Origin of the sequence: Amycolatopsis japonica (assembly GCF_000732925.1) — a bacterium.
In the GTDB taxonomy this organism is placed as follows: Bacteria; Actinomycetota; Actinomycetes; order Mycobacteriales; family Pseudonocardiaceae; genus Amycolatopsis; species Amycolatopsis japonica.
The window spans coordinates 1,792,251-1,812,230 of record NZ_CP008953.1 but is presented as its reverse complement, the minus strand read 5'-3'; the positions used below and the strand labels follow the sequence as shown (position 1 = coordinate 1,812,230).

The following is a 19,980-nucleotide window of genomic DNA, read 5'->3' as shown; positions in this document are numbered from 1 at the left end:
CGCATCCAGAGGACGAAACGCGTGCGAAAAAGCTGAAGGGCTCCTTCAGGACACTGGTGAATGCCCTGAAGGAGCCCTTCAGACCCCCGGTGAGTGAACGATGTGGGGACGCATCGCACGTCCAGGGGTATTTCTAGCGCCTCTTCGTTGTTCGGTGTCACAACGGTTTCACCGAACAACAACGCCGAACAACGAATCGGCCGTGGTCACGGGCACGGGGGCTGGTAATCGAGCCCCGGCAGGTGTTGTTCCCACTCGCCCGCCGTGATCCGCGGGTACACCGTCGCGCAGATGCGTTCGGCCGCCCGCTCGGGGCTGGTCTCCCACAACCGCACGCTGCCGTCCGCGACCGAACCCGCGAGCGTGTGCCCATCGGGGGCGAACGCCACGGCGTTGACCCGGTCGACGTCGTCGCTCAGGTTCGCCGATTCGCGGACGGATCCCGGATCGGAGACGTCCCATAGTCGCACGGACCGGTCGTAGCTGCCGGTCGAGAAGGTCTTCCTGTCGCCGCTGAACGCGACCGAGATGACGTTGTCGGTGTGCCCCGCCAGCAGTGCGGCCTCGCGGGGAGCCGCCGGATCCGTCACGTCCCAGAGCCGGGCCGTGCGGTCGGCGCTTCCGGTGGCGGCGAGTTTCCCGTCCGGGCTGTAGGCCACCGAGAACACAGTGTCGGAGTGTCCTTTCAGTACCGAAAGCTGCTTCGGCGCCTTCGGCATCGAGACGTCCCACAGCCGGGCGGTGTGATCCCACCCGCCGCTGAGCAGGGTGCGGCCGTCCGGGCTGAACGTGAGCGAATGGACGTCGTCCTCGTGCCCGGTGAGGGTCGCGAGTTCGACGGGCCGCCGGATGTCGGCGACGTCCCACAGCTTCATCGTGTGCCCGGACCCCGCGGTCGCGAGCGTCCGGCCGTCCGGGCTGAACGCGACGGGGTCGATCTCGTCCGCCGGGCGGTAGAAGACGCCCGCGTCGACCGGCTTGCGCGGATCGGTGACGTCGATCAGCCGCATCGTGTGGTCCCAGGAGCCGGCGGCGAGCGCGCGGCCGTCCGGGCTGAACGCGAGCCCGCAGACGCCCTGGCCGAAGCCCGTGATCTTGCCCAGCTCACGCGGGTTCCGTGTGTCGGACACGTCGACCAGGCGCACCACGCCGTCCTGGCTGCCGGTGGCCAGCAGCTCCCCGTCGGCGCTGAACACCGCCCGGCAGGCCGACCTCGCCGGGCCGCTGATCGCGGGCCCCGGCAGATCCCACATCCGCACCGTCTGGTCGTCGCTCGCGGTCACCAGCGTGCGGCCGTCCGGGGAGAACACGGCCCAGACCACGGCCGCGGTATGCCCGACGAGCGCCGGTTTCTCGCGCGGCTTCGCCGGATCGGTGATGTCCCACAGCCGCGCGGCGCGGTCGAAACCGGTCGTGGCCAGCGTCGTCCCGTCGGGGCTGAACGCCACGGACCGCACGATGGACTTGTGCGCGGTCATCGTCCCCAGCGGTGACGGCGCCATGGGGTCGGCGATGGACCACAGGCGCGCGGTCTGGTCGATGCTCGCGGTGGCGAGCGTCCTCCCGTCCGGGCTGAACGCCGCGGAGTGGACACCGGCGGTGTGCCCGTTCACCACTCCGAGCGGTTTGGCCTGGAGCGGATCGGCCACGTCCCACAGCCGCGCGGTCTTGTCGGCGCCGGTCGAGACCAGCGTCCGCCCGTCGGGGGCGTAAGCGAGCCCATTGACGTTGCCGGTGTGCCCGGTGAGCGTGGCCGTCAGCACCGGTTTCGCCAGGTCGCGGACGTCGAACAGGCGCACCGTGCCCTCGCCGTCCGCGGTGGCGAGCACCGCCGCCTTCGGGCTGAACGCCACCGCGTTGACCCGGCCCGGATGCTCCCCGACCAGCACGCCCGGCCCGGGTTTCGCCGGATCGGCGACATTCCACACCCGCGCGGTCTTGTCCCAGCCCGCCGTCGCGACCGCGCCGCCGTCTGCGCTGAAGGACACCGAGTTGACGTTGCCGGTGTGCCCGGTCAGCGTGGCCAGCTCGCTCGGGCGGTGGGGATCCTTGATGTCCCACAGCTTGGCCGTCTGGTCCCAGCTGCCGGTCACCATCACCTGGCCGTCGCCGCGCAGGGCGGTCGCGTTGACGCGGTGGCCGTGCCCCCGGACGCGGGTCGAGTACGGCGACTCGAACATCCCGAGCACGCTGCCGCGGGTGTCGACGCTCGGATCGACGCGGTACGCCGCCAGCGCGAGCTGCGCGGCCAGCGCCGGGTTCGTCGTCCGCATCTCGATGGCCTGCCCGGCCACCTTCTGCGCGAGCGCGCTGTTGCGCTGGGCGGTCGCGGTCTGCTCGGCCCGGACGGCGTACACCATCGCGGCCGTCGCCAGCACCAGCAGGACGGCCAGGAGCGCGACCAGCTGGCGCAGCCGCCGGGTGCGGCGCCGAGCGACGGCCTGCTCGTGGTTCTCGATCGCCGCGCTCGCCTCGAGGAACCGGCGTTCACGCTGGGAAAGCGCGCTCTCGTGCTCCCCCGCCCAGTCCCTGGCGATGGACAGCCGCGCGCCGCGGTAGAGCCAGCCGTCGTCGCGGCCGACCGATTCCCACGCGTCGGTCGCCTCGGTGAGCTGGCGGTGCACGCGCAGGCCCTCGCGATCCTCGGCGAGCCATTCGCGCAGGCGCGGCCAGCCCCGGATCAGCGCCTCGTGCGCGATCTCGATGCCGTTGTCGTCGAGGGTGACCAGCCGCGAAGACGCCAGCCTGTCCAGCACGACGGCGACGTCCGGGTCGTCGGCGTCCACCTCTTCGCGGGTGATGCGGCGTTTGGTGTCCTCGGTGCCTTCGCCGAGCGCGGTCATCCGCAGGAAGATCTGGTTCGCCAGCCGCTGCTGGTGTTCGCTCAGCGCGGTGAAGGTGTGCTCGGAGGTCTGGGCGACCGACCGTTCGATCCCGCCGGTGGACTCGTAGCCGGTGAGCGTGAGGGTGTTGCCGTGACGGCGGCGCCAGGTCTCCAGCAGGGCGTGCGAAAGCAGCGGCAGCACGCCGGGCTGCCCGGTCGCGTCGGCGACGAGCCGTGAGACCAGCGCGTTCTCGACGCGGTACCCGGCGTCGATCGCCGGCCGCGAGATGGCCTGTCGCAGCTCCTCGGTGCTCATCGGGCCGACGAGGATCTGCGCGTCCTGCATGGCCTCGACCAGCTCGGGATGCCGCGCGCAGTGCGTGTAGAAGTCGGTGCGGATGCCGAGGACGACCCTCGTCCGGCTCTCCGGCTCGGTCGTCGCGGTGACCAGCGCCGACAGGAAGGCGGCCCGCTCGTCGGCGTCCTGGCAGAGCGTGAAGACCTCTTCGAACTGGTCGACGACCAGCACGACGTCGCCCTCGCGGTCGGCGACCAGCTGACGGGCGGCCAGGCCGAGGTTGCGCGGATGCTCGGTGAGTTCGGTGAGCAGCCCGCCCGGGGCGAGCCCGAGCGCGGCGCCGAACTGGACGGCGCACTCCTGCAGCGGCCGCGACCCCGGGCTCATCAGCATCGTCACGGAGGTCTCGGCGAGCGCGGGGAGCAAGCCCGCCCGGAGCAACGACGACTTACCGGAACCGGACGCCCCCAGAACCGCCAAGAATCGTTGATCCGAAAGCCTCGCGACGAGTTTTCCGACAAGTCGTTCGCGACCGAAGAATCGGCTCGCGTCGTCCGGTCCGAATGCGGTCAGGCCGATATAAGGTGCCGATTCCCCATTCAGCGGGGCAACCGGTGAATCGCGGACTCCGGCGCGCGTACGCTCGGTCACGTCGTGCCACCGGGCCTCCCACTCCTCCTCGGGGCCGTCGCACGCCCGGACATAGGCCAACGTCACCGCCAAGCTGGGCATCTTCTTCCCACCGGCGGCTTCGGAGAGGGTTCCCGCGGAGTAGTGGGCACGCCTGCCCAGCTCGCGGTACGTCGGATTTCCGGCCTTCTCCCGCAGACGCCGGAGATCGGCGGCGAACTCCAGCAACGGATCGTCCCCGGGGTCCAAAGGTCGCTCCGGACGCGGCACCCTCAATCCTTTCTTTTCAGTGGTTTTCCCACCCTCGCATTCGGGGGCAACCGTACCGTGGAAACGGGGGAACCCCGCCGAGTACCGGGTACATCGAGGTGGTTAATTTCGATCGATTGACAGACACGGGAAGGGATCGAGGTCCCGGCGCGTTGTACCGGGGCGTGACCTCTTTGCCTGACATCCCGCTGTCCGTGCTCGACCTCTCGCCCGTCGTGGCCGGAGGCGGTGTGGCGGATTCGCTGCGCAACACCCTCGACCTCGCCCGCCGGACGGAGGCCCTCGGCTATCACCGGTACTGGCTCGCCGAGCACCACAACATGCCCGGTATCGCGAGTTCGGCGACCGCCGTGATGATCGGCCAGGTCGCGGCCGCCACCGAACGCATCCGGGTCGGCTCCGGCGGGGTCATGCTGCCGAACCACGCGCCGCTGGTGGTGGCCGAGCAGTTCGGCACCCTGGAGGCGTTCCACCCCGGCCGGATCGACCTCGGGATCGGGCGCGCCCCGGGCACCGACCAGCGGACCGCGCTCGCGCTGCGCGGGCCCGGCGGGCTCAGCGCGGAGAACTTCCCGCAGCAGTTCGCGGAACTGCTGGCCTACTTCGAGCACTCCGACCAGCGCGCCGTCAACGCCGTGACCGCCGAGGGCAACAAGCCGCAGGTGTGGCTGCTCGGATCGAGCGGCTTCAGCGCGCGGATGGCGGGCGAACTGGGCCTGCCGTTCTCGTTCGCGCACCACTTCAGCGCCGAGAACACGCTGCCCGCCGTGGCGCTCTACCGCGACGCGTTCAAACCGTCGGACGTCCTCGACGAGCCGTACGTGATGCTCGGCGTCTCCGTGGTCGCCGCCGAAACCGACGAGCGCGCCCAGTATCTCGCCGCCCCGAGCGGTCTGACGTTCCTGAGCCTGCGCAAGGGCCGTCCGATCCCGCTGCCGACGCCGGAGGAGGCCGCGGCGTACCCGTACACCGACATCGAGCGCGTGTTCATCGAGGACCGGGCTTCGAGCAGTGTCATCGGTTCGCCTGAGACGGTCCACAAGGGACTCGAGACCTTGCTGGCGGATACCGGGGCCGACGAGCTGATGATCACGACGATGGTGCACGACCAGGCGGACCGGGTGCGGTCGTACGAGCTGGTCGCCGAACTGGCGCGCTGACGCCGGGCGGTCTCGCCTGCCCGCTGCCGCAGGTGCCATGAAAGGTCCTTTCCTTGCAAAATTTGCAAGGAAAGGACCTTTCATGGCATCCGGGGTGGTGCAGGGCCGGAGGCTGTGTTGCGCGCGTGGCAGCACCGCGGCGCGTGTCATGAAAGGGTCGTTCAGGACGAAAGATGCCCTGAACGACCCTTTCATGACACGTGACCGACCGGCTTCAGTGCCGATATCGGCGGGCCGGGTCCCCGTTCCGTGAAGGCCTCCTTGAGGGACCCAGAGTCCCTCAAGGCGAACCAACGTTTGTGTACTTACGTCCGACCTGCGTGGGAGCGAGAGTCCGGTTGTCGTCGAGGAATGGCGATGGGCGGACGACCGAACGGGGAAGATCCCGGACGTTGGACGGCCGGAATCTTCCCCACTCGCCCAAGACGACAGCCGGCATCAGCTTCACTGCCCCCTCCCTTACCAACGGGGTCCCTCAAGGAGGCCTTCACGGACAAGCGCACTCACCCACCCCGCGCCCCGAACGGACCAACGCCCCACCGAACACGAAAGAACCGACAAGATCCCCGCCCGCCTTTGTCAGAAAAAGACAAGAATTCACCGGTTACCAGGACGTGACGTCTTGATCACACCGAAGTTCTTGTCACCAGGCAGGCGCGTGATTAGCGTACCGACCAGTAGCAAACAGCACGGTAACACCCCGTTGATCCTATTCAACGATTCCGTTCCGCCATTCGGAGCAAAGGAATTGCGCAAGCTGGGGTGTATTCGCCGTGCCCGGAAAACGGGAGGGTCGGCGTGGGCGTCCGGACTGGCGCACCCTCATTCCCCGGCGCGGGTGCGATCCGGGAGACCGGAAGGCTCTATTCGCTCGGCCTCGACGTCGTCCGCCTGACCTTCCGGCGGCCCTTCCAGGCACGCGAACTGATCCAGCAGTTCTGGTTCATCGCGAGTGTGTCGATCCTGCCGACGGCGCTGGTCGCGATCCCGTTCGGCGCGGTGATCGCACTGCACATCGGTTCGCTGACCGCGCAGATCGGCGCGCAATCCTTCACCGGCGCGGCCAGTGTGCTGGCGATCATCCAGCAGGCCAGCCCGATCGTGACCGCGTTGCTGATCGCGGGCGCGGGCGGTTCGGCGATGTGCGCGGACCTCGGGTCCCGCACGATCCGCGAGGAGATCGACGCGATGGAGGTGCTCGGGGTCTCCCCCATCCAGCGCCTGATCGTGCCGCGCGTGCTCGCCGCGATGGGGGTCGCCGCATTCCTCAACGGAATGGTCAGCGTGGTCGGCGTCCTCGGCGGTTATTTCTTCAACGTCATCATGCAGAACGGGACACCGGGTGCGTATCTGGCCAGTTTCTCCGCTCTCGCGCAGCTTCCGGACCTCTGGATCAGCGAGATCAAAGCGGTCATCTTCGGTTTCGTCGCGGCGATCGTCGCCTCTTATCGCGGGCTCAATCCGAAAGGCGGCCCGAAAGGCGTCGGTGACGCGGTGAACCAATCCGTGGTCATCACGTTCCTCCTCCTGTTCCTGTTGAACCTCGTGCTGACGACGCTTTACCTGCAGCTCGTCCCGGCGAAGGGCAGCTGATGGTCACGACCACACCCACCCGTGCGACGCGGGTTCGCGAAGCCGTCGATCGACGGTTCGGGTTCCTGGACACGCTCGGCGACCAGATCCTCTTCTTCCTCAAGGCACTCGCCTGGGTGCCGCGCGCGGTGCGCCGCTATCTCCGGGAGATCACCCGACTGCTGGCCGAGGTCAGTTTCGGCAGCGGCGCGCTCGCGGTCATCGGCGGCACGATCGGCGTGATGATCGGGATGACCGTGTTCACCGGCACGGTCGTCGGGCTTCAGGGGTATTCGGCGCTCAACCAGGTCGGGACGTCGGCGTTCGCCGGGTTCGTCTCCGCGTACTTCAACACCCGCGAGATCGCGCCGCTCGTGGCCGGGCTGGCCTTGTCGGCGACCGTCGGCTGCGGGTTCACCGCGCAGCTGGGCGCGATGCGCATCTCCGAGGAGATCGACGCGCTCGAAGTAATGGGCATCCCCAGCGTCCCGTACCTGGTGACCACCCGGATCATCGCGGGTTTCCTCGCGGTCATCCCGCTGTACGCGATCGGCCTGCTGACCTCGTATCTGGCGTCGCGCCAGATCACCGTCTGGTTCTACGGCCAGTCCGCGGGCACCTACGACCACTACTTCCTGCTGTTCCTGCCGCCGGGCGACGTGCTCTGGTCGTTCGGCAAGGTGCTGGTGTTCAGCGTCGTGATCGTGCTCGCCCACTGCTACTACGGCTTCCGCGCGAGCGGCGGCCCGGCGGGCGTCGGGGTCGCGGTCGGCCGTGGCGTGCGGACCGCGATCGTGGCGGTCAGCGTGCTCGACTTCTTCCTCAGCCTCGCGATCTGGGGCGCGACCACGACGGTGCAGGTGGCCGGATGAGCCGGCGCGGGCTGCGCAAAGCCGGGGTCAGGACGGCCGGGGTGCTGTTCCTCGTGGTGATGTCCGCCCTCGTACTGCTGTCGATCAAGATCTACCGGAAGGATTTCGTCGACTCCGTACCGGTGACGTTGCAGGCGGACCGCGTCGGCAACCAGTTGCGCACCGGCGGGCAGGTCAAGGCGCGCGGCGTGGTGGTCGGTGAGATCCGCGACGTCCGCGCCACGCCGGGCGGCGCGGAGATCGACCTGGCCATGGAGCCGGGGAAGGTCTCCCAGCTGCCGAAGAACGTGTCCGCGTTGCTCGTGCCGAAGACGCTGTTCGGCGAGCGCTATGTGCAACTGTCCATTCCGGACGGACCGAAGGCCGGATCCTTGAGCCCGGGCGACGTGATCACCCAGGACCGGTCGGCCAACGCGATCGAACTGGAGCGCGTCTTCGACAATCTGTTGCCGCTGCTCAAGGCCGTGCAGCCGCAGAAGCTCGCGACGACGCTGACCACGGTCGCCACCGCGCTCGAAGGCCGCGGAGACCAGATCGGCGACACGCTCGCCACCGCGGCCGCGTATCTCAAGGAATTCAACCCGAACCTCCCGGCGCTGAACGACAACATTCGCGACCTCGCCACGGTTTCGAAGCTGTACGGCGACATCGCACCGGACCTGCTCGACGCGCTGAGCGCCTCGGCCGTCACGCTCGACACGGTCAAGGAGAAACGGGCCGAGCTGGCGTCGGTGTACCAGCAGGTGACGTCGTCGTCCCAGCAGGTCACGACGTTCCTCGCCAACAACCGCGCCAACATCATCGCGCTCGCCGCCGACAGCCGCGCTCCGCTGGAGGTCGCCGCGAAGTACTCGCCCAGTTTCGCCTGCACGCTCGACGCGCTCGCCAAACTGAAACCGCAGATGGACAAGGTGCTGGGCGCCGGAACCGACGAACCCGGCCTGCACGCGGAGATCGTCGTGACCCAGCCTCGCGGCAAATACGTCCCGGGCAAGGACGATCCGGTCTACGACGCCACCGGCGAGCCGCGCTGTTATCCGTCCAACGGCCTGATGGGCCAGGGGATCGCGGCGACCGGTGAGAAGACCGCCGCGCTGCCGGGTGTGCAGGGCGACCTCGGGCTGCCGAACTCGCCGCAGGAACGGGAATTGATCTCGACGCTCGTCGCGCCGTCCATGGGCGTTCCGACAGCCGAGGTGCCCGCCTGGGGCAGCGTGCTCGTCGGCCCGCTCTACCGCGGCACGGAGGTGACCCTGCGATGAGGAACTTCGTGAGCCCCCTGATCAAGGGGCTGATCTTCGTCGTCGTCACGACACTGGCGACAGTGCTGCTGGCGGTGTCCATCACGAACACCGGCCTCGGCGACACCAAGAACTACAGCGCCAAATTCCTCGACGCGACGTCGCTGAACGTCGGCGACGACGTCCGGATCTCCGGGGTGCGGGTCGGCCAGATCGAGGCGCTCGAGATCGCCGACCACAGCCTGGCCCGCGTCGAGTTCTCCCTCGACTCCCAGCGCAGGCTGCCCGCCGACGTCACCGCGGTGATCAAGTACCGCAACATGGTCGGCCAGCGCTACATCGCGCTCGAACGCGGCAAGGGCACGCGCGAACTCCTGGAGCCCGGCGCGGAGATCCCGCTGGAGCGCACGACACCCGCGCTGGATCTCACGGAACTGTTCAACGGGTTCAAACCGCTGTTCCAGGCCCTCTCGCCCAAGGACGTCAACCAGCTCTCCGGCGAGATCGTCCAGGTGCTGCAGGGTGAAGGCGGCACGGTGGAAAGCCTGCTGGCGCACACCGGTTCGCTGACCACCACGCTCGCCGGCCGCGACAAGGTGATCGGCGAGGTGATCACGAACCTGGACACGGTGCTGAAGAGCATCAACGGCAAGGGCGACGCGCTGTCCACATTGGTCTCCACGCTCAAGGAGTTGGTTACGGGGCTCGCCGGTGACCGCACCGAGATCGGGGAAGCCGTCTCCGGCCTCGCGGAACTCACCACCGCCACGGCCGGCCTGCTCGAACAGGGCAGGAAACCGCTCAAGGACAGCATCGAAGGCCTGGGCCTGCTCTCCGGTCAGCTGACGACCGACGAGGCGAAGGCCGAGGTCGACAACTTCCTCACCGTCCTCCCGGGGAAGCTGAACGAACTGGGACGGATCAGCTCCTACGGATCGTGGATGAACTTCTACCTGTGCTCGGCCGTCCTCAAGGTCACGCCTCCCCGCGGGATCCCGGCGACGGCGGAGAGGTGCACGTCGTGAAACCCTTCAAGGAACGGAACCCGATCGTCGTCGGTCTCGTCGGCAGTGCCGTGGCGGCCGCGGTGCTGACCGCGACGCTCAACTACGAGAACCTCCCGATCATCGGTTCCGGGACCACCTACCAGGCCGAATTCTCCGAAGCGGCGGGCCTGCAGCAGGACGACGAGGTCCGCATCGCCGGGATCAAGGTCGGCGAGGTGAGCGACGTCCGGCTCGCCGAAGACCACGTGGTGGTCAGCTTCCGGGTCAAGGACGCCTGGGTCGGCGACAAGACCGCCGCCGAGATCAAGATCAAGACCTTGCTGGGCCGGAAGTTCCTCGCGCTGCGCCCGACCGGCGAAACGGTGCAGAACCCGAAGCAGATCATCCCGCGCACCAGGACCGTGACGCCCTACGACGTCACCGAGGCCTTCAACGGGCTGGCCGACACCGCGGGCGCGATCGACACCGATCAGCTCGCGGAGAGCTTCACGACGCTGTCCGACACGTTCAAGAACTCGCCCGAGCACATCAAGAAGGCGCTCGAAGGGCTGACGTCGCTGTCGAAGACCGTGTCCTCCAGGGACAGCGAGCTCGCCAGCCTGCTGTCCAACGCGCACGGCCTCACCACCACGCTCGCGAATTCGAACGACGACTTCGCCAAGCTCCTCTCGAACGGCAATCTCCTGCTGACCGAACTGGACCGCCGACGGCAGGCGATCCACGACCTGCTGACCGGCTCGCAGCAGCTCGCCGCCCAGCTTTCGGGACTGGTGAAGGACAACAAGGACCAGCTCGGCGGAGCGCTCAGACAGCTCGGAGAGGTGACCGACATCCTGCAGCGGCAGAACGACAATCTCGCCAAGAGCCTCGACCTCGCCGCGCCGTACTTCCGCGTGGTGAACAACTCGCTCGGCAACGGGCGCTGGGTGGACGGCTACCTGTGCGGCCTCGTCCCGGAGAACCGGGACCCCTGCACCCCGAAGATCCCGGGAGGCCGCCGGTGATCAGCAGATTCGTCACCCTCGCGCTCGTGCTCGCGCTGGCCGTCGTCGGCGGTCTCTGGTGGATCTTCTCCGGCAGCGGGCTCGACCGCGTCACCGTGTACTTCTCGCGCGCGGTCGGTGTCTACAGTGGATCGGACGTGCGTGTGCTCGGCGTCCGGGTCGGCCAGGTGGAATCGGTCGCCCCGGAAGGAGAGCGGGTCAAGGTCGTGCTGACCGTCGACGGCTCGACACCGATCGCCGCCGACACGAACGTCCTGGTCGTGGCGCCGAGCGTGGTGGCGGACCGGTACGTCCAGTTCACCAAGCTCACCCGCGCGGGAAACCGGCTGGACGACGGCGCGGTGATCCCGGTCGAGCGCACCGGCACCCCGGTGGAACTCGACCAGCTCTACTCCAGCCTCGACACGCTCGCCAAGGCGCTCGGCCCCAAGGGGGCGAACGCCGACGGCGCGCTTTCGGATCTGCTGCGCACCGGCGCGAAGAACCTGCAGGGCAACGGCAAACCGTTCAACGAGTCGGTGCGCAACTTCGCCGACCTCGCCAGGACCCTGTCCGGGAACTCGCAGAACCTGTTCGCCACCGTCGACGAGCTGCAGCGGTTCACCTCGATGCTGGCGACCAACGACCGCAACGTCAGCGAGGTCAACAAGCAGCTCGCCTCGGTGACCGGGACACTGGCCGCGAACAAGGACGAGCTCGCCCGAGCGCTCAACGGCCTCGGTAGTGCGCTCGCGGAGATCCAGCAGTTCATCAAGGAGAACCGCGCGCTGATCAAGTCCAATGTGGACAAGCTCGCGGTCACGACCGGGACGCTGGTCGACAAACGCGCCGCGCTGGCCGAGACCCTCGACACGATCCCGCTGGCGGTGACGAACGTGCTCGAAGCCGTCGACCCGAAGACCGGCAAACTGCAGAGCCGCGGCAACATGCTCGAATACGCCCCGCTCCCGCTGCCCGTCGCCGGCGACACCTACACCGGGGGGCGTTGATGGCCACGAAACGGGCGATCGCCGCGCTCGCCGCGTGCTGCGTCGCACTCACGGCCTGCTCGTCGGATTTCAAGGGGGTCTACGACCTGCCGCTGCCCGGCGGCGCGGACATCGGCGACCATCCGTACCGGGTGACCGTGCAGTTCGCCGACGTGCTCGACCTCGTCCCGCAGGCCGCGGTGAAGGTCGGCGACGTCCCGGTCGGCCGGGTCGAGACGATCAGGCTCGGCGAGGACGGCTGGACGGCCGAGACCGTCCTGGCGGTCAACGGCGACGTCCACCTGCCCGCCAACGCCATCGCGCGGCTGCGGCAGTCCAGCCTGCTCGGCGAGAAGTTCATCGAGCTCGCCCCGAGCGCGGCGAAGGCCGAGGGCAGGCTGGGCGACGGCGGCGTGATCCCCGTCGCGAGCACGAACCGCAACCCGGAGTTCGAGGAGATCTTCGGTGCGCTGTCCCTGCTGCTCAACGGCGGCGGGATCGGGCAGTTGCAGACCATCAACCGCGAGCTGTCGAAGGTGATGGACGGCAACGAGGAGGAGATCCGGTCCTTCCTGTCCACTGTGGAGAAGCTGGTGTCCAACCTGGACTCCCACCGCTCCGAGATCACCTCGGCGCTCGATGGGCTGAACCAGCTCTCGGCCACGCTGGCGAACCGGAAGAAGCAGGTCGAAGGCGCGCTCACCGATCTCACGCCCGGCCTTCAGAGCCTCTCCGATCAGCGCACCCAGCTCGTCTCGATGCTGCAGTCGCTGGACCGGCTCTCGGGGGTCGGCGTCGACGTGATCAAGAAGAGCCGTGCCGATCTCGTCGCGGACCTCACCGCGCTCGCGCCGATCCTGAAACGGCTGGCCGACGCCGGCGAGAGCCTGCCCAAGTCGCTGGAGATCCTGCCGACGTTCCCGTTCACCGACGCCGTCCGCGACGGGATCAAGGGCGACTACCTGAACGTCTACGCCACGATGATCCCCGCACCGGGCGTCGAACTCCCTCCCCCAGGCGAAGGGGTCCCGCCGGGACTTCCGACCCTGCCGCTGCCGTCCTCCGGAGGTAGCTGATGCTCACCACCCGTGTCCGGATCCAGGTGATCGCGTTCGTCATCCTCGCCCTGGCGACGACGGCGTTCGTCGGGGCGAGCTACGCGGGGCTCGGCAGGCTCTTCGGGGCGGGCGGGTACACCGTGAAACTCGCGCTGACCGACGGCGGGGGCCTGTTCACCAACGGCGAGGTGACCTACCGGGGCGTCGCCGTCGGCCGCGTCGGCGAACTGCGGCTCACCGACGGCGGGATGGAGGCGGATCTGCTGATCGACGACGACGCGCCGCCGATCCCCGCGAACTCACGGGCGGTCGTGGCGAACCGGTCCGCGGTCGGCGAGCAGTTCGTCGACCTGCAACCCCGGACCGGCGACGGGCCGTTCCTGGCCGAGGGTTCGGTCATCCCGCGCGAGGCGACGACCGTTCCGCTGCCGGTGCAGAACCTGCTGACCGATCTGGACTCGCTGACCGCGTCCGTGCCGACCGAGGATCTGCGGACCGTGGTCGACGAACTCGACAACGCCCTGCGTGGCTCCGGCGCGAACCTGCAGGTGCTGCTGGACTCCACCACCGACTTCACCAAACAGGCGTCGGATCATCTTCCGCAGACGGAGAAGCTGATCACCGACGGCTCGACCGTGCTGAAGACCCAGGTCGACTCGTCGCAAGCCTGGCGGCAGTTCAGCAGCAACGCCAAGCAGTTCGCCGAGCAACTGTCCCGTTCGGACGGTGATCTGCGGCGGCTGATCGCGACGGCGCCCGACGCGGCGACGCAGCTTTCCGGGCTGTTGCGCGACAACGAGCCGGGGCTGCCGATCCTGCTGGCGAACCTGCTCACCACGTCGCACGTGTTCTCGGCGCGCACCGACGGCCTCCGGCAGCTGCTGATCAACACCCCGAAGGCGGTGTCCGCGGTGGACGCGGCCGTCGACGAGCAGTCCGGGAAGATCGGGCTGGTCCTGACCTTCTTCGACCCGATGCCGTGCACCAAGGGCTACGAGGGCACGAAGGTCCGCACCAGCGCGGAGCTCTCGGCACTGCCGTTCAACACGGGTGCCGCGTGCACGCTCGAAAGGGGCAACGCGAGTTCGGTCCGCGGCTCGCAGAACGCGCCGAAGGGCGGGGTGCCGCCCGCCGCGATCCCCGGCGGCTTCGGCGCCGACGGCCAGCCGACGTCCACCAGCCTCGAGGAGATGTTGTGGCTGCGAAACTGAAGATCGCGATCGCGGTGTTCGCCGCGGCCTGCGCGTTCGCGGGATGGGCCGGGTACACCTGGTTCACCGCGTCGGCTTCCGAAGCCGTGTCCTACGGGAACTCCCGTGACGAAGCGCTGAAATCCGGACGCGAACTCGTCGCCCGGCTGACGAGCCTCGATCATCACCGGGTCGACCAGGGCATCGCCGACTGGCTCGCCGCGTCGACCGGTCCGCTGCGCGATCAGCTGGGCAAGACCGACGACGCGACGAGGCAGGCGCTCACCAAGGACGCGACGGTCTCGACGGGCAAGGTGCTCGACGCGGCGATCAGCGAACTCGACGACCACGCGGGAACGGCCAAGATGCTGGCTTCGGTGGAGATCACGATGGCGAAGGAAGGCGCGGCACCGACGACGAAACGCAACCGTTTCGCCGCCGGGCTGACCAGGACGGACGAGGGCTGGAAGCTCAGCGCGCTCGACCAGCTGCCGGTGGGTGCGCGATGACCGCCACGGCCGACACCGATCCCGACGCCGATGTCACTGCGGAGACCGAGCCCGAGACCACGGCCGAAGAGACCACCGAAGAGGCCGCCGGGAAGCCGTCCCGCCGGCCGGACCTGCCACTGATCCTGCTGGTCGCGGCGGCCGTGCTGCTGGCGGCCGGGGTGTGGTTCACGCTGGAGGCGAAGTCGGTCTCGGCGACGCCGTCGGCGGCCAACACCGCGCTCACCGACGTCGGGGCGACGGCCGAGGTGAACTCCGCGGTAACGGTGGCGCTCGACAAGATCTTCTCCTATTCCTACGACCGGACCGACGTCACCGAAAAGGCGGCCGCCGCGGTGCTCAGAGGAAAGGCACTGGAGTCCTACAACCGGCTGTTCACCCAAGTCAGGGAAAAGGCTCCGGCACAGAAACTGGTCCTCACCACCCGGGTCTCCTCATCCGCCGTCCAGGAACTCGGCGGCGGTAAAGCGAGGCTGCTGGTATTCCTCGATCAAGCGGCCGTCCGGGCCGACAACAATTCTTCGACGGCGGCCGCGGCGCAGCTTTCGATCACCGCGGAACGCGAAGGCGAAAACTGGGTCATCACCGACCTCATCCCCAGGTGATCCGCTTTGTAAACCAGGAGAGAAAACGAGGAGAATCATGTTCGGTCGAACGCGCTCTAAAACAGCCCGCCGCCGTCTCGGCACGGTCGTCGCGCTCACGTCCGCGCTCGCCATGGCGGGCGGTCTCGCCGCGACCCCCGCCCTGGCGGACGACCCGGTGGAGATCCCGGTCTCCTACACCGTCACCGGGAAGACCACGGTCAAGAAGACCGGCGGCACCCTCGACCTCGGCCCCGGTCAGCTCAACGGCGCGCTGGTCATCGACGGTGACAACGTCGGCATCCGCGGCGATCTGGCCCTGCCGCCGTCGACGGCGAACATCTCGCTGGTCTCGGGGGTCTTCAAGATCAAGGCCCGCGTGCGGATCGAGCCGACCGGCCCGGTCACCGGCACGCTCGCCAACGGCGACCTGACCACCCACTCGCAGGCGAACATGCTGATCGACAACATCGTGGTCGGCCTGTTCTGGCCGGTCATCCCGCTGCCGACGGTGCCGAACGCCTGCAAGACGGTCAAACCGCTCGACCTGACCCTGATCTCGAAGAACGTCGACCTGTTCGCCGAGACGATCCCGTCTTCGGGGACGTTCACCATCCCCGAGTTCAAGGACTGCTTCATCAACGACCTCGCGCTGGGGGCGTTGATCTCCGGTCCCGACAACACGATCAACCTGAGCATGAAGTCCAACCTGTCCTGACGCTCAAGTCCGTGAAGGCCTCCTTGAGGGACCCTGGGTCTCTCAAGGAGGCCTTCACGGAACGTCAGCAGAAGTACGGCGCCGTGGGGTCGACCAGCGCGACGCCGGTGCTGTCACCGGCGGAAACGGCGTAGACCGGAGCGCACACGCCGGAGAACTTCCACATGTCCATCGGCGGCTCCGAGCTGGTGTCCCGGCTCTCCGCCTTCACGTTGCTGCCCCAGGCGAAGACACTCCCGTCGGCCTTCAGCGCGACGTTGTGGTTGAAGCCCGCGTCGATGGCGACCACGCCGGACTGCGCTTCCGGCGGAACCGTGGCCTGGCCGTAGAAGTTGTCACCCCAGGCGATGACGCCACCGTTCTTCAGCGCGATGCTGTGCCGGAAACCGGCCGAGATCGCCGAAACCCCGGAGGTGGCCGCCGCGGGCACCGTGATCTGGCCCTTTCCGTTGCTGCCCCATCCGATCACGCCGCCGTTCTTCAGCGCGAGCCCGTGGTCGCCGCCCGCCGAGATCGCGGTGACCCCGGAGGACACGGACGCGGGAACCGTGGTCCGCGAGCCCCAGCTCACCACGCTGCCGTTCGTTTTGAGCGCCAGGTTGAAGTACGCACTGGTGGAGATCGCGGTGACCCCCGAAGTCGCGGACGACGGCACGACGTTCTGGCCGTAGAAACCGTTGCCCCAGGCGATCACGCCGCCGTTCTTCAGCGCGAGTTCGTGCGCCCAGCCGGCGGCGATCGCCGAGACGCCGGACGTGGCCGCCGCCGGAACCGACAACTGGCCGTAACTGTCGTTCCCCCAGGCGATCACCCCGCCGTCCTTGAGCGCGAGATGGGTGATCGCGCCCGCGGAGACCGCGCTGGCGCCGAGCGCGGCGGCCGGTATGGTCCCCTGCCCGTAGTCGTTGCTCCCCCATGGCCGCGCTTCGCCGGTCTGCGCGGCGCTCGCCGTACCGCAAAGGGAAACCGTTGCGATCATTACGGTAATCGCGACGCCCGCTACCCGTCGTGATGCCGATCGTCGATTCTCGGAAGACATGCGCCGAATGTTAACCCGGCTGCACCGATCGGCCGTCTCTTTGTCATCCACGGACAAACTTCATAATCGCATTCAGCGCCCACTGACAAGAAAGAACGGGCGTCTCACCCACTTCGAAACATGTCGACATGAATCCTTGTTACGTACATAACTCGCGGGTAACCTCGGTTTACCCCACCACCGAGAAAGCCGCTCGAGTCGAGCATATTTGATCAGAAAAATCCGCCGAAAGGCGCATGGGGAAAGCCGCCCGAGACGTAAACTGGATCAAAGGAGATGACAGGTATGTCCCGTAGACTTGGCAAGCTGTCGGCAGGCGTCGCCACCACCGGCATCGTGCTCGGCGCCGTCGCCGTGCTCACCGCCGGCACGGCCGCCGCCGCGACCACCTACGCCACCGGCACCGTCGCCTACATGTGCAACTTCCCCGGCATCGGCCAGCAGCAGCTGGACGTGAAGGCGAACTTCGTCGGGCCGGACTCGGTCGCCTCCGGCGGCACCGCCACTCCGTCGAGTGTCGGCGGCACCGCGACGATCAACGCGACCATCAACGCGCTGCTCAACGCCGCCAACTACGACGGTGTCCGCGGCAAGGCCAACATGCCGATCACCGCCACCAACGCCACCCCGACGTCGGCGACGGTGACCAACCTGGACGTTCCGACCCAGATCAACCCGTACGTGCCCGGCCCCCGGTCGTTCAACATCGTCCAGGACGCCGGCACCAGTGTTCCGACGCTGACCGCGGGCGCTCCCGGTTCGGGCGTGATCTCCCTCGGGACCACGATCAACGCTCCGCTGGACTTCCACAAGAAGGACGGCACCTGGACGGCGTGGAACTTCAACTGCACGGTGAAGAACACCAACCCGGCGCAGAACCGCGCGTTCAGCCCGGCGATCCCGATCACCTGACGAACCACCCGTGCGGGGCGGGGACGCCCGCCCCGCACGGTCTCCACCACACGATGCGAAGGGAAACCCCATGGGACGGCAGGTTCGCCGGGCGGGCGCGGTCTCGGCCGTCGTGATCGGCGCGGTCTCGCTGCTCACGGCCGCACCGGCCACGGCCGAAACATCCTTCGCCACGGGGACGGTCACGTACATGTGCGGCTTCCCGTCGATCGGCCAGCAGCCGCTCGACGTCAGGATGACCTTCACCGGCCCCGATTCGGTGCCCGCCGGTGGCGCCATCTCGCCGGGCGGAATCGCCGGGAGCCTCGTGTTCAACGCCATGCTCAACGCCGTGACGTTCAACGCCAGCAACCGGGACGGTATCCGCGGCACGATCACCACCTCGCTGACCGGGACGAACACCGCGCCGGCCTCGGCGGAGATGACGCGGCTGAGGATTCCCGAACAGATCGCGCCGTACGTCCCGGGGCCGCGCTCCGTCCTTTTCGAACAGGACACGAGCACCGTCGTCCCCACCTTCGCGGCGGGCACACCCGGCCAAGCGGCCATCGGGCTCGGGACCACGTTCCGTATCGAAGGCGCCCTTCACCAGAAGGACGGGACGTGGAGTCCCTGGATCTTCAACTGCACGGTGAAGAACACCAACCCGGCGCAGAACCGCACCTTCAGCCCGGCGATCCCGATCACGTGACACATCAGCGCAAGGCACGAGAGGAACACCCATGACGCAACAGGTTCGCCGGGCACTCGGGAGGTTTCCCGTTCTGGCGGGCGTCATCCTGCTCGTGGGTGTGAGCGGGGCACTGTCCTCTTCGGCCGCGACCGATCCGGCCACGCCGCCGCCGGCCCCGTTGCAGGGCACCACGTCCGCACACCAGCGCCTCGCGAACACCTGCGTCTTCCCGGATCCCGCCGGGGAACGGCCGGTCACCATGGACGTCCAGGCGACGCTGCCGAAAGTCGTCCCGACCGGGAAACCCGTTCAGGTCAAGGACTTCTCGCTGACCTTCACCATCGGCGAAGGGTCACTCGGAACCGTCGCCGAGGTCACGGGTGGCGCGACCGTCGAACTCACGGCCGCGAACGGGGACAAGAAGACCCCGATCCCGGTGTCCGTGACGATCCCGACGACGAAGGTGCCCACCACCGGCGAACTGAAGCTGGTCGCGACGGGTACCGTCCCCGACATCCTGCTCAAGGTGCCGTCCGAACTGCGGCTGAGCACGGGCGCGCCGTCGCTCGCGCTGACCGCCGCGGAGACGCCGCTCAAACCGATCACCTGCACCCAGACGCCGGACCAGAACACGCTGCTCGGCAGTGTCGCGCTCCTGCCGCTCGGAAAACCCAAGCCGCAGTCCGGCAAACCCGGCGAGCAGAAGAAACCCGGTACCGACGCGCGGGCCGCGGACGAGGTCCACGCCGACGCCCTCTACCCGATCGCGTTGCAGCCGTTCGAGCTTCAGGGCACGTCGTCGATCACGAAGCTCGGCGCCTTCGCCCGGCTGAAGCCCGCGTTCATGGTCAACGCGGTGTGGCATGTCGACCTCGAGAACACCGAAGGGCCCGGCAAGATCACCGGCTCCGTCATCATGCCGCCGAGCAAGATGAGCTTCCTCGGTTTCGGGTTCGTCCCGATCACCGCGACCATGGAACTGCTGCCGGAGGACTACGCGACCGGCAATCACATCATCGACGTCGACGGGGTTTCGATCCCGGAGCCGGAGGGCAGTTCGACCGTCCTCACCCCGCTCAAGGTCTACGGGAAACTGAGCGGGGTCACCATCAACGGGGTCGCCCTCGACGTCGGCGACCACTGCCTCACCGCGGAGCCGATCAAGATCAATCTCCGCGGGGAGAAGTACGGGATGTTCACCGGCGGCGTGGTGCGCACCGATCCGAAGTGGACGGATCCCGCCTATCGAGACTTCACGCTGCCCCCGTTCTCGGGCTGTGGCGCGAAGGAGGATCTCGACTCGCTGCTGACCGGGATGGCTTCGGGGCCAGGGAACCAGGCCTGCGTCGGGGTCAACCAGGTCGGGCTGCCTTGGGAACCCGAGCGCAAGTGCCCGAACGTCGAGCCGCCGGCGGGCCGCTGACGCGTGTCATGAAAGGGTCGTTCAGGAC

General features: G+C 68.1%; 17 protein-coding genes. 15 read left to right on the top strand and 2 right to left on the bottom strand.

The features are described 5' to 3' along the window. Positions 1-206: 206 nt before the first annotated feature. Positions 207-4,022: an nSTAND1 domain-containing NTPase gene (locus AJAP_RS08870; RefSeq protein ID WP_456061782.1), complete on the bottom strand. Its 3,816-nt coding sequence runs from the start codon at positions 4,020-4,022 to the stop codon at positions 207-209. Between the two features lie 164 nt (positions 4,023-4,186). Here AJAP_RS08870 and AJAP_RS08865 point away from each other — a divergent pair, with 164 nt between their 5' ends. From AJAP_RS08865 to AJAP_RS08810, 12 genes are all read left to right on the top strand, one after another. Then, positions 4,187-5,182, top strand: coding sequence for an LLM class flavin-dependent oxidoreductase (locus AJAP_RS08865; protein ID WP_174492010.1), 996 nt, complete (start codon positions 4,187-4,189; stop codon positions 5,180-5,182). 798 nt (positions 5,183-5,980) lie between these two features. Further along, a complete protein-coding gene (locus AJAP_RS08860; protein WP_016336400.1) occupies positions 5,981-6,775 on the top strand; it encodes an MlaE family ABC transporter permease in 795 nt (264 codons plus the stop codon). Then, the gene (locus AJAP_RS08855) at positions 6,775-7,626 is read left to right on the top strand and encodes an MlaE family ABC transporter permease (protein ID WP_038509575.1); all 852 of its coding nucleotides are present in this window, start codon (positions 6,775-6,777) and stop codon (positions 7,624-7,626) included. Before AJAP_RS08860 ends, AJAP_RS08855 begins: the two co-directional genes overlap by 1 nt. Continuing rightward, positions 7,623-8,888, top strand: a complete 1,266-nt coding sequence (locus AJAP_RS08850; protein WP_038509574.1) for an MCE family protein — start codon at positions 7,623-7,625, stop codon at positions 8,886-8,888. Before AJAP_RS08855 ends, AJAP_RS08850 begins: the two co-directional genes overlap by 4 nt. Next, positions 8,885-9,892, top strand: a complete 1,008-nt coding sequence (locus AJAP_RS08845) for an MCE family protein (RefSeq protein WP_037342114.1) — start codon at positions 8,885-8,887, stop codon at positions 9,890-9,892. Before AJAP_RS08850 ends, AJAP_RS08845 begins: the two co-directional genes overlap by 4 nt. Beyond that, entirely contained in the window at positions 9,889-10,878 is a 990-nt protein-coding gene (locus AJAP_RS08840) for an MCE family protein (RefSeq protein WP_037342601.1), read from the top strand. The genes AJAP_RS08845 and AJAP_RS08840 overlap by 4 nt, the downstream gene beginning before the upstream one ends. Next, on the top strand, positions 10,875-11,867 hold the full coding sequence (locus tag AJAP_RS08835) for an MCE family protein (protein WP_037342113.1): 993 nt from the start codon (positions 10,875-10,877) through the stop codon (positions 11,865-11,867). Before AJAP_RS08840 ends, AJAP_RS08835 begins: the two co-directional genes overlap by 4 nt. Then, positions 11,867-12,922: an MCE family protein gene (locus tag AJAP_RS08830; protein WP_038509572.1), complete on the top strand. Its 1,056-nt coding sequence runs from the start codon at positions 11,867-11,869 to the stop codon at positions 12,920-12,922. Before AJAP_RS08835 ends, AJAP_RS08830 begins: the two co-directional genes overlap by 1 nt. Next, positions 12,922-14,115, top strand: a complete 1,194-nt coding sequence (locus AJAP_RS08825; protein WP_038509570.1) for an MCE family protein — start codon at positions 12,922-12,924, stop codon at positions 14,113-14,115. The genes AJAP_RS08830 and AJAP_RS08825 overlap by 1 nt, the downstream gene beginning before the upstream one ends. Further along, entirely contained in the window at positions 14,100-14,603 is a 504-nt protein-coding gene (locus AJAP_RS08820; protein WP_038509568.1) for a hypothetical protein, read from the top strand. The genes AJAP_RS08825 and AJAP_RS08820 overlap by 16 nt, the downstream gene beginning before the upstream one ends. Then, positions 14,600-15,208 (top strand): hypothetical protein, encoded by a 609-nt coding sequence (locus AJAP_RS08815; protein ID WP_038509565.1) that lies wholly within the window; start codon positions 14,600-14,602, stop codon positions 15,206-15,208. The genes AJAP_RS08820 and AJAP_RS08815 overlap by 4 nt, the downstream gene beginning before the upstream one ends. 37 nt (positions 15,209-15,245) lie before the next feature. After that, complete coding sequence (locus AJAP_RS08810) at positions 15,246-15,905, top strand: hypothetical protein (RefSeq protein WP_038509563.1); 660 nt, start codon at positions 15,246-15,248, stop codon at positions 15,903-15,905. Between the two features lie 64 nt (positions 15,906-15,969). Here the strand turns inward: AJAP_RS08810 and AJAP_RS08805 are convergent, their stop codons facing one another. Next, positions 15,970-16,884: an RCC1 domain-containing protein gene (locus AJAP_RS08805; protein WP_038509561.1), complete on the bottom strand. Its 915-nt coding sequence runs from the start codon at positions 16,882-16,884 to the stop codon at positions 15,970-15,972. 345 nt (positions 16,885-17,229) lie between these two features. On the opposite strand from AJAP_RS08805, the gene AJAP_RS08800 reads away from it, so the two are divergent. The 3 genes from AJAP_RS08800 to AJAP_RS08790 all read left to right on the top strand — a co-directional run bounded on the left by AJAP_RS08800 (position 17,230) and on the right by AJAP_RS08790 (position 19,952). Beyond that, on the top strand, positions 17,230-17,856 hold the full coding sequence (locus AJAP_RS08800; RefSeq protein WP_016336411.1) for a DUF6801 domain-containing protein: 627 nt from the start codon (positions 17,230-17,232) through the stop codon (positions 17,854-17,856). A 70-nt stretch (positions 17,857-17,926) separates the two neighbouring features. Continuing rightward, positions 17,927-18,547 carry a DUF6801 domain-containing protein gene (locus tag AJAP_RS08795; RefSeq protein WP_038509558.1) on the top strand — a complete coding sequence of 207 codons (621 nt, stop codon included), beginning with the start codon at positions 17,927-17,929 and terminating at the stop codon, positions 18,545-18,547. Positions 18,548-18,578: 31 nt separating this feature from the next. Further along, on the top strand, positions 18,579-19,952 hold the full coding sequence (locus AJAP_RS08790) for a DUF6801 domain-containing protein (protein WP_038509557.1): 1,374 nt from the start codon (positions 18,579-18,581) through the stop codon (positions 19,950-19,952). Positions 19,953-19,980 lie beyond the last annotated feature (28 nt).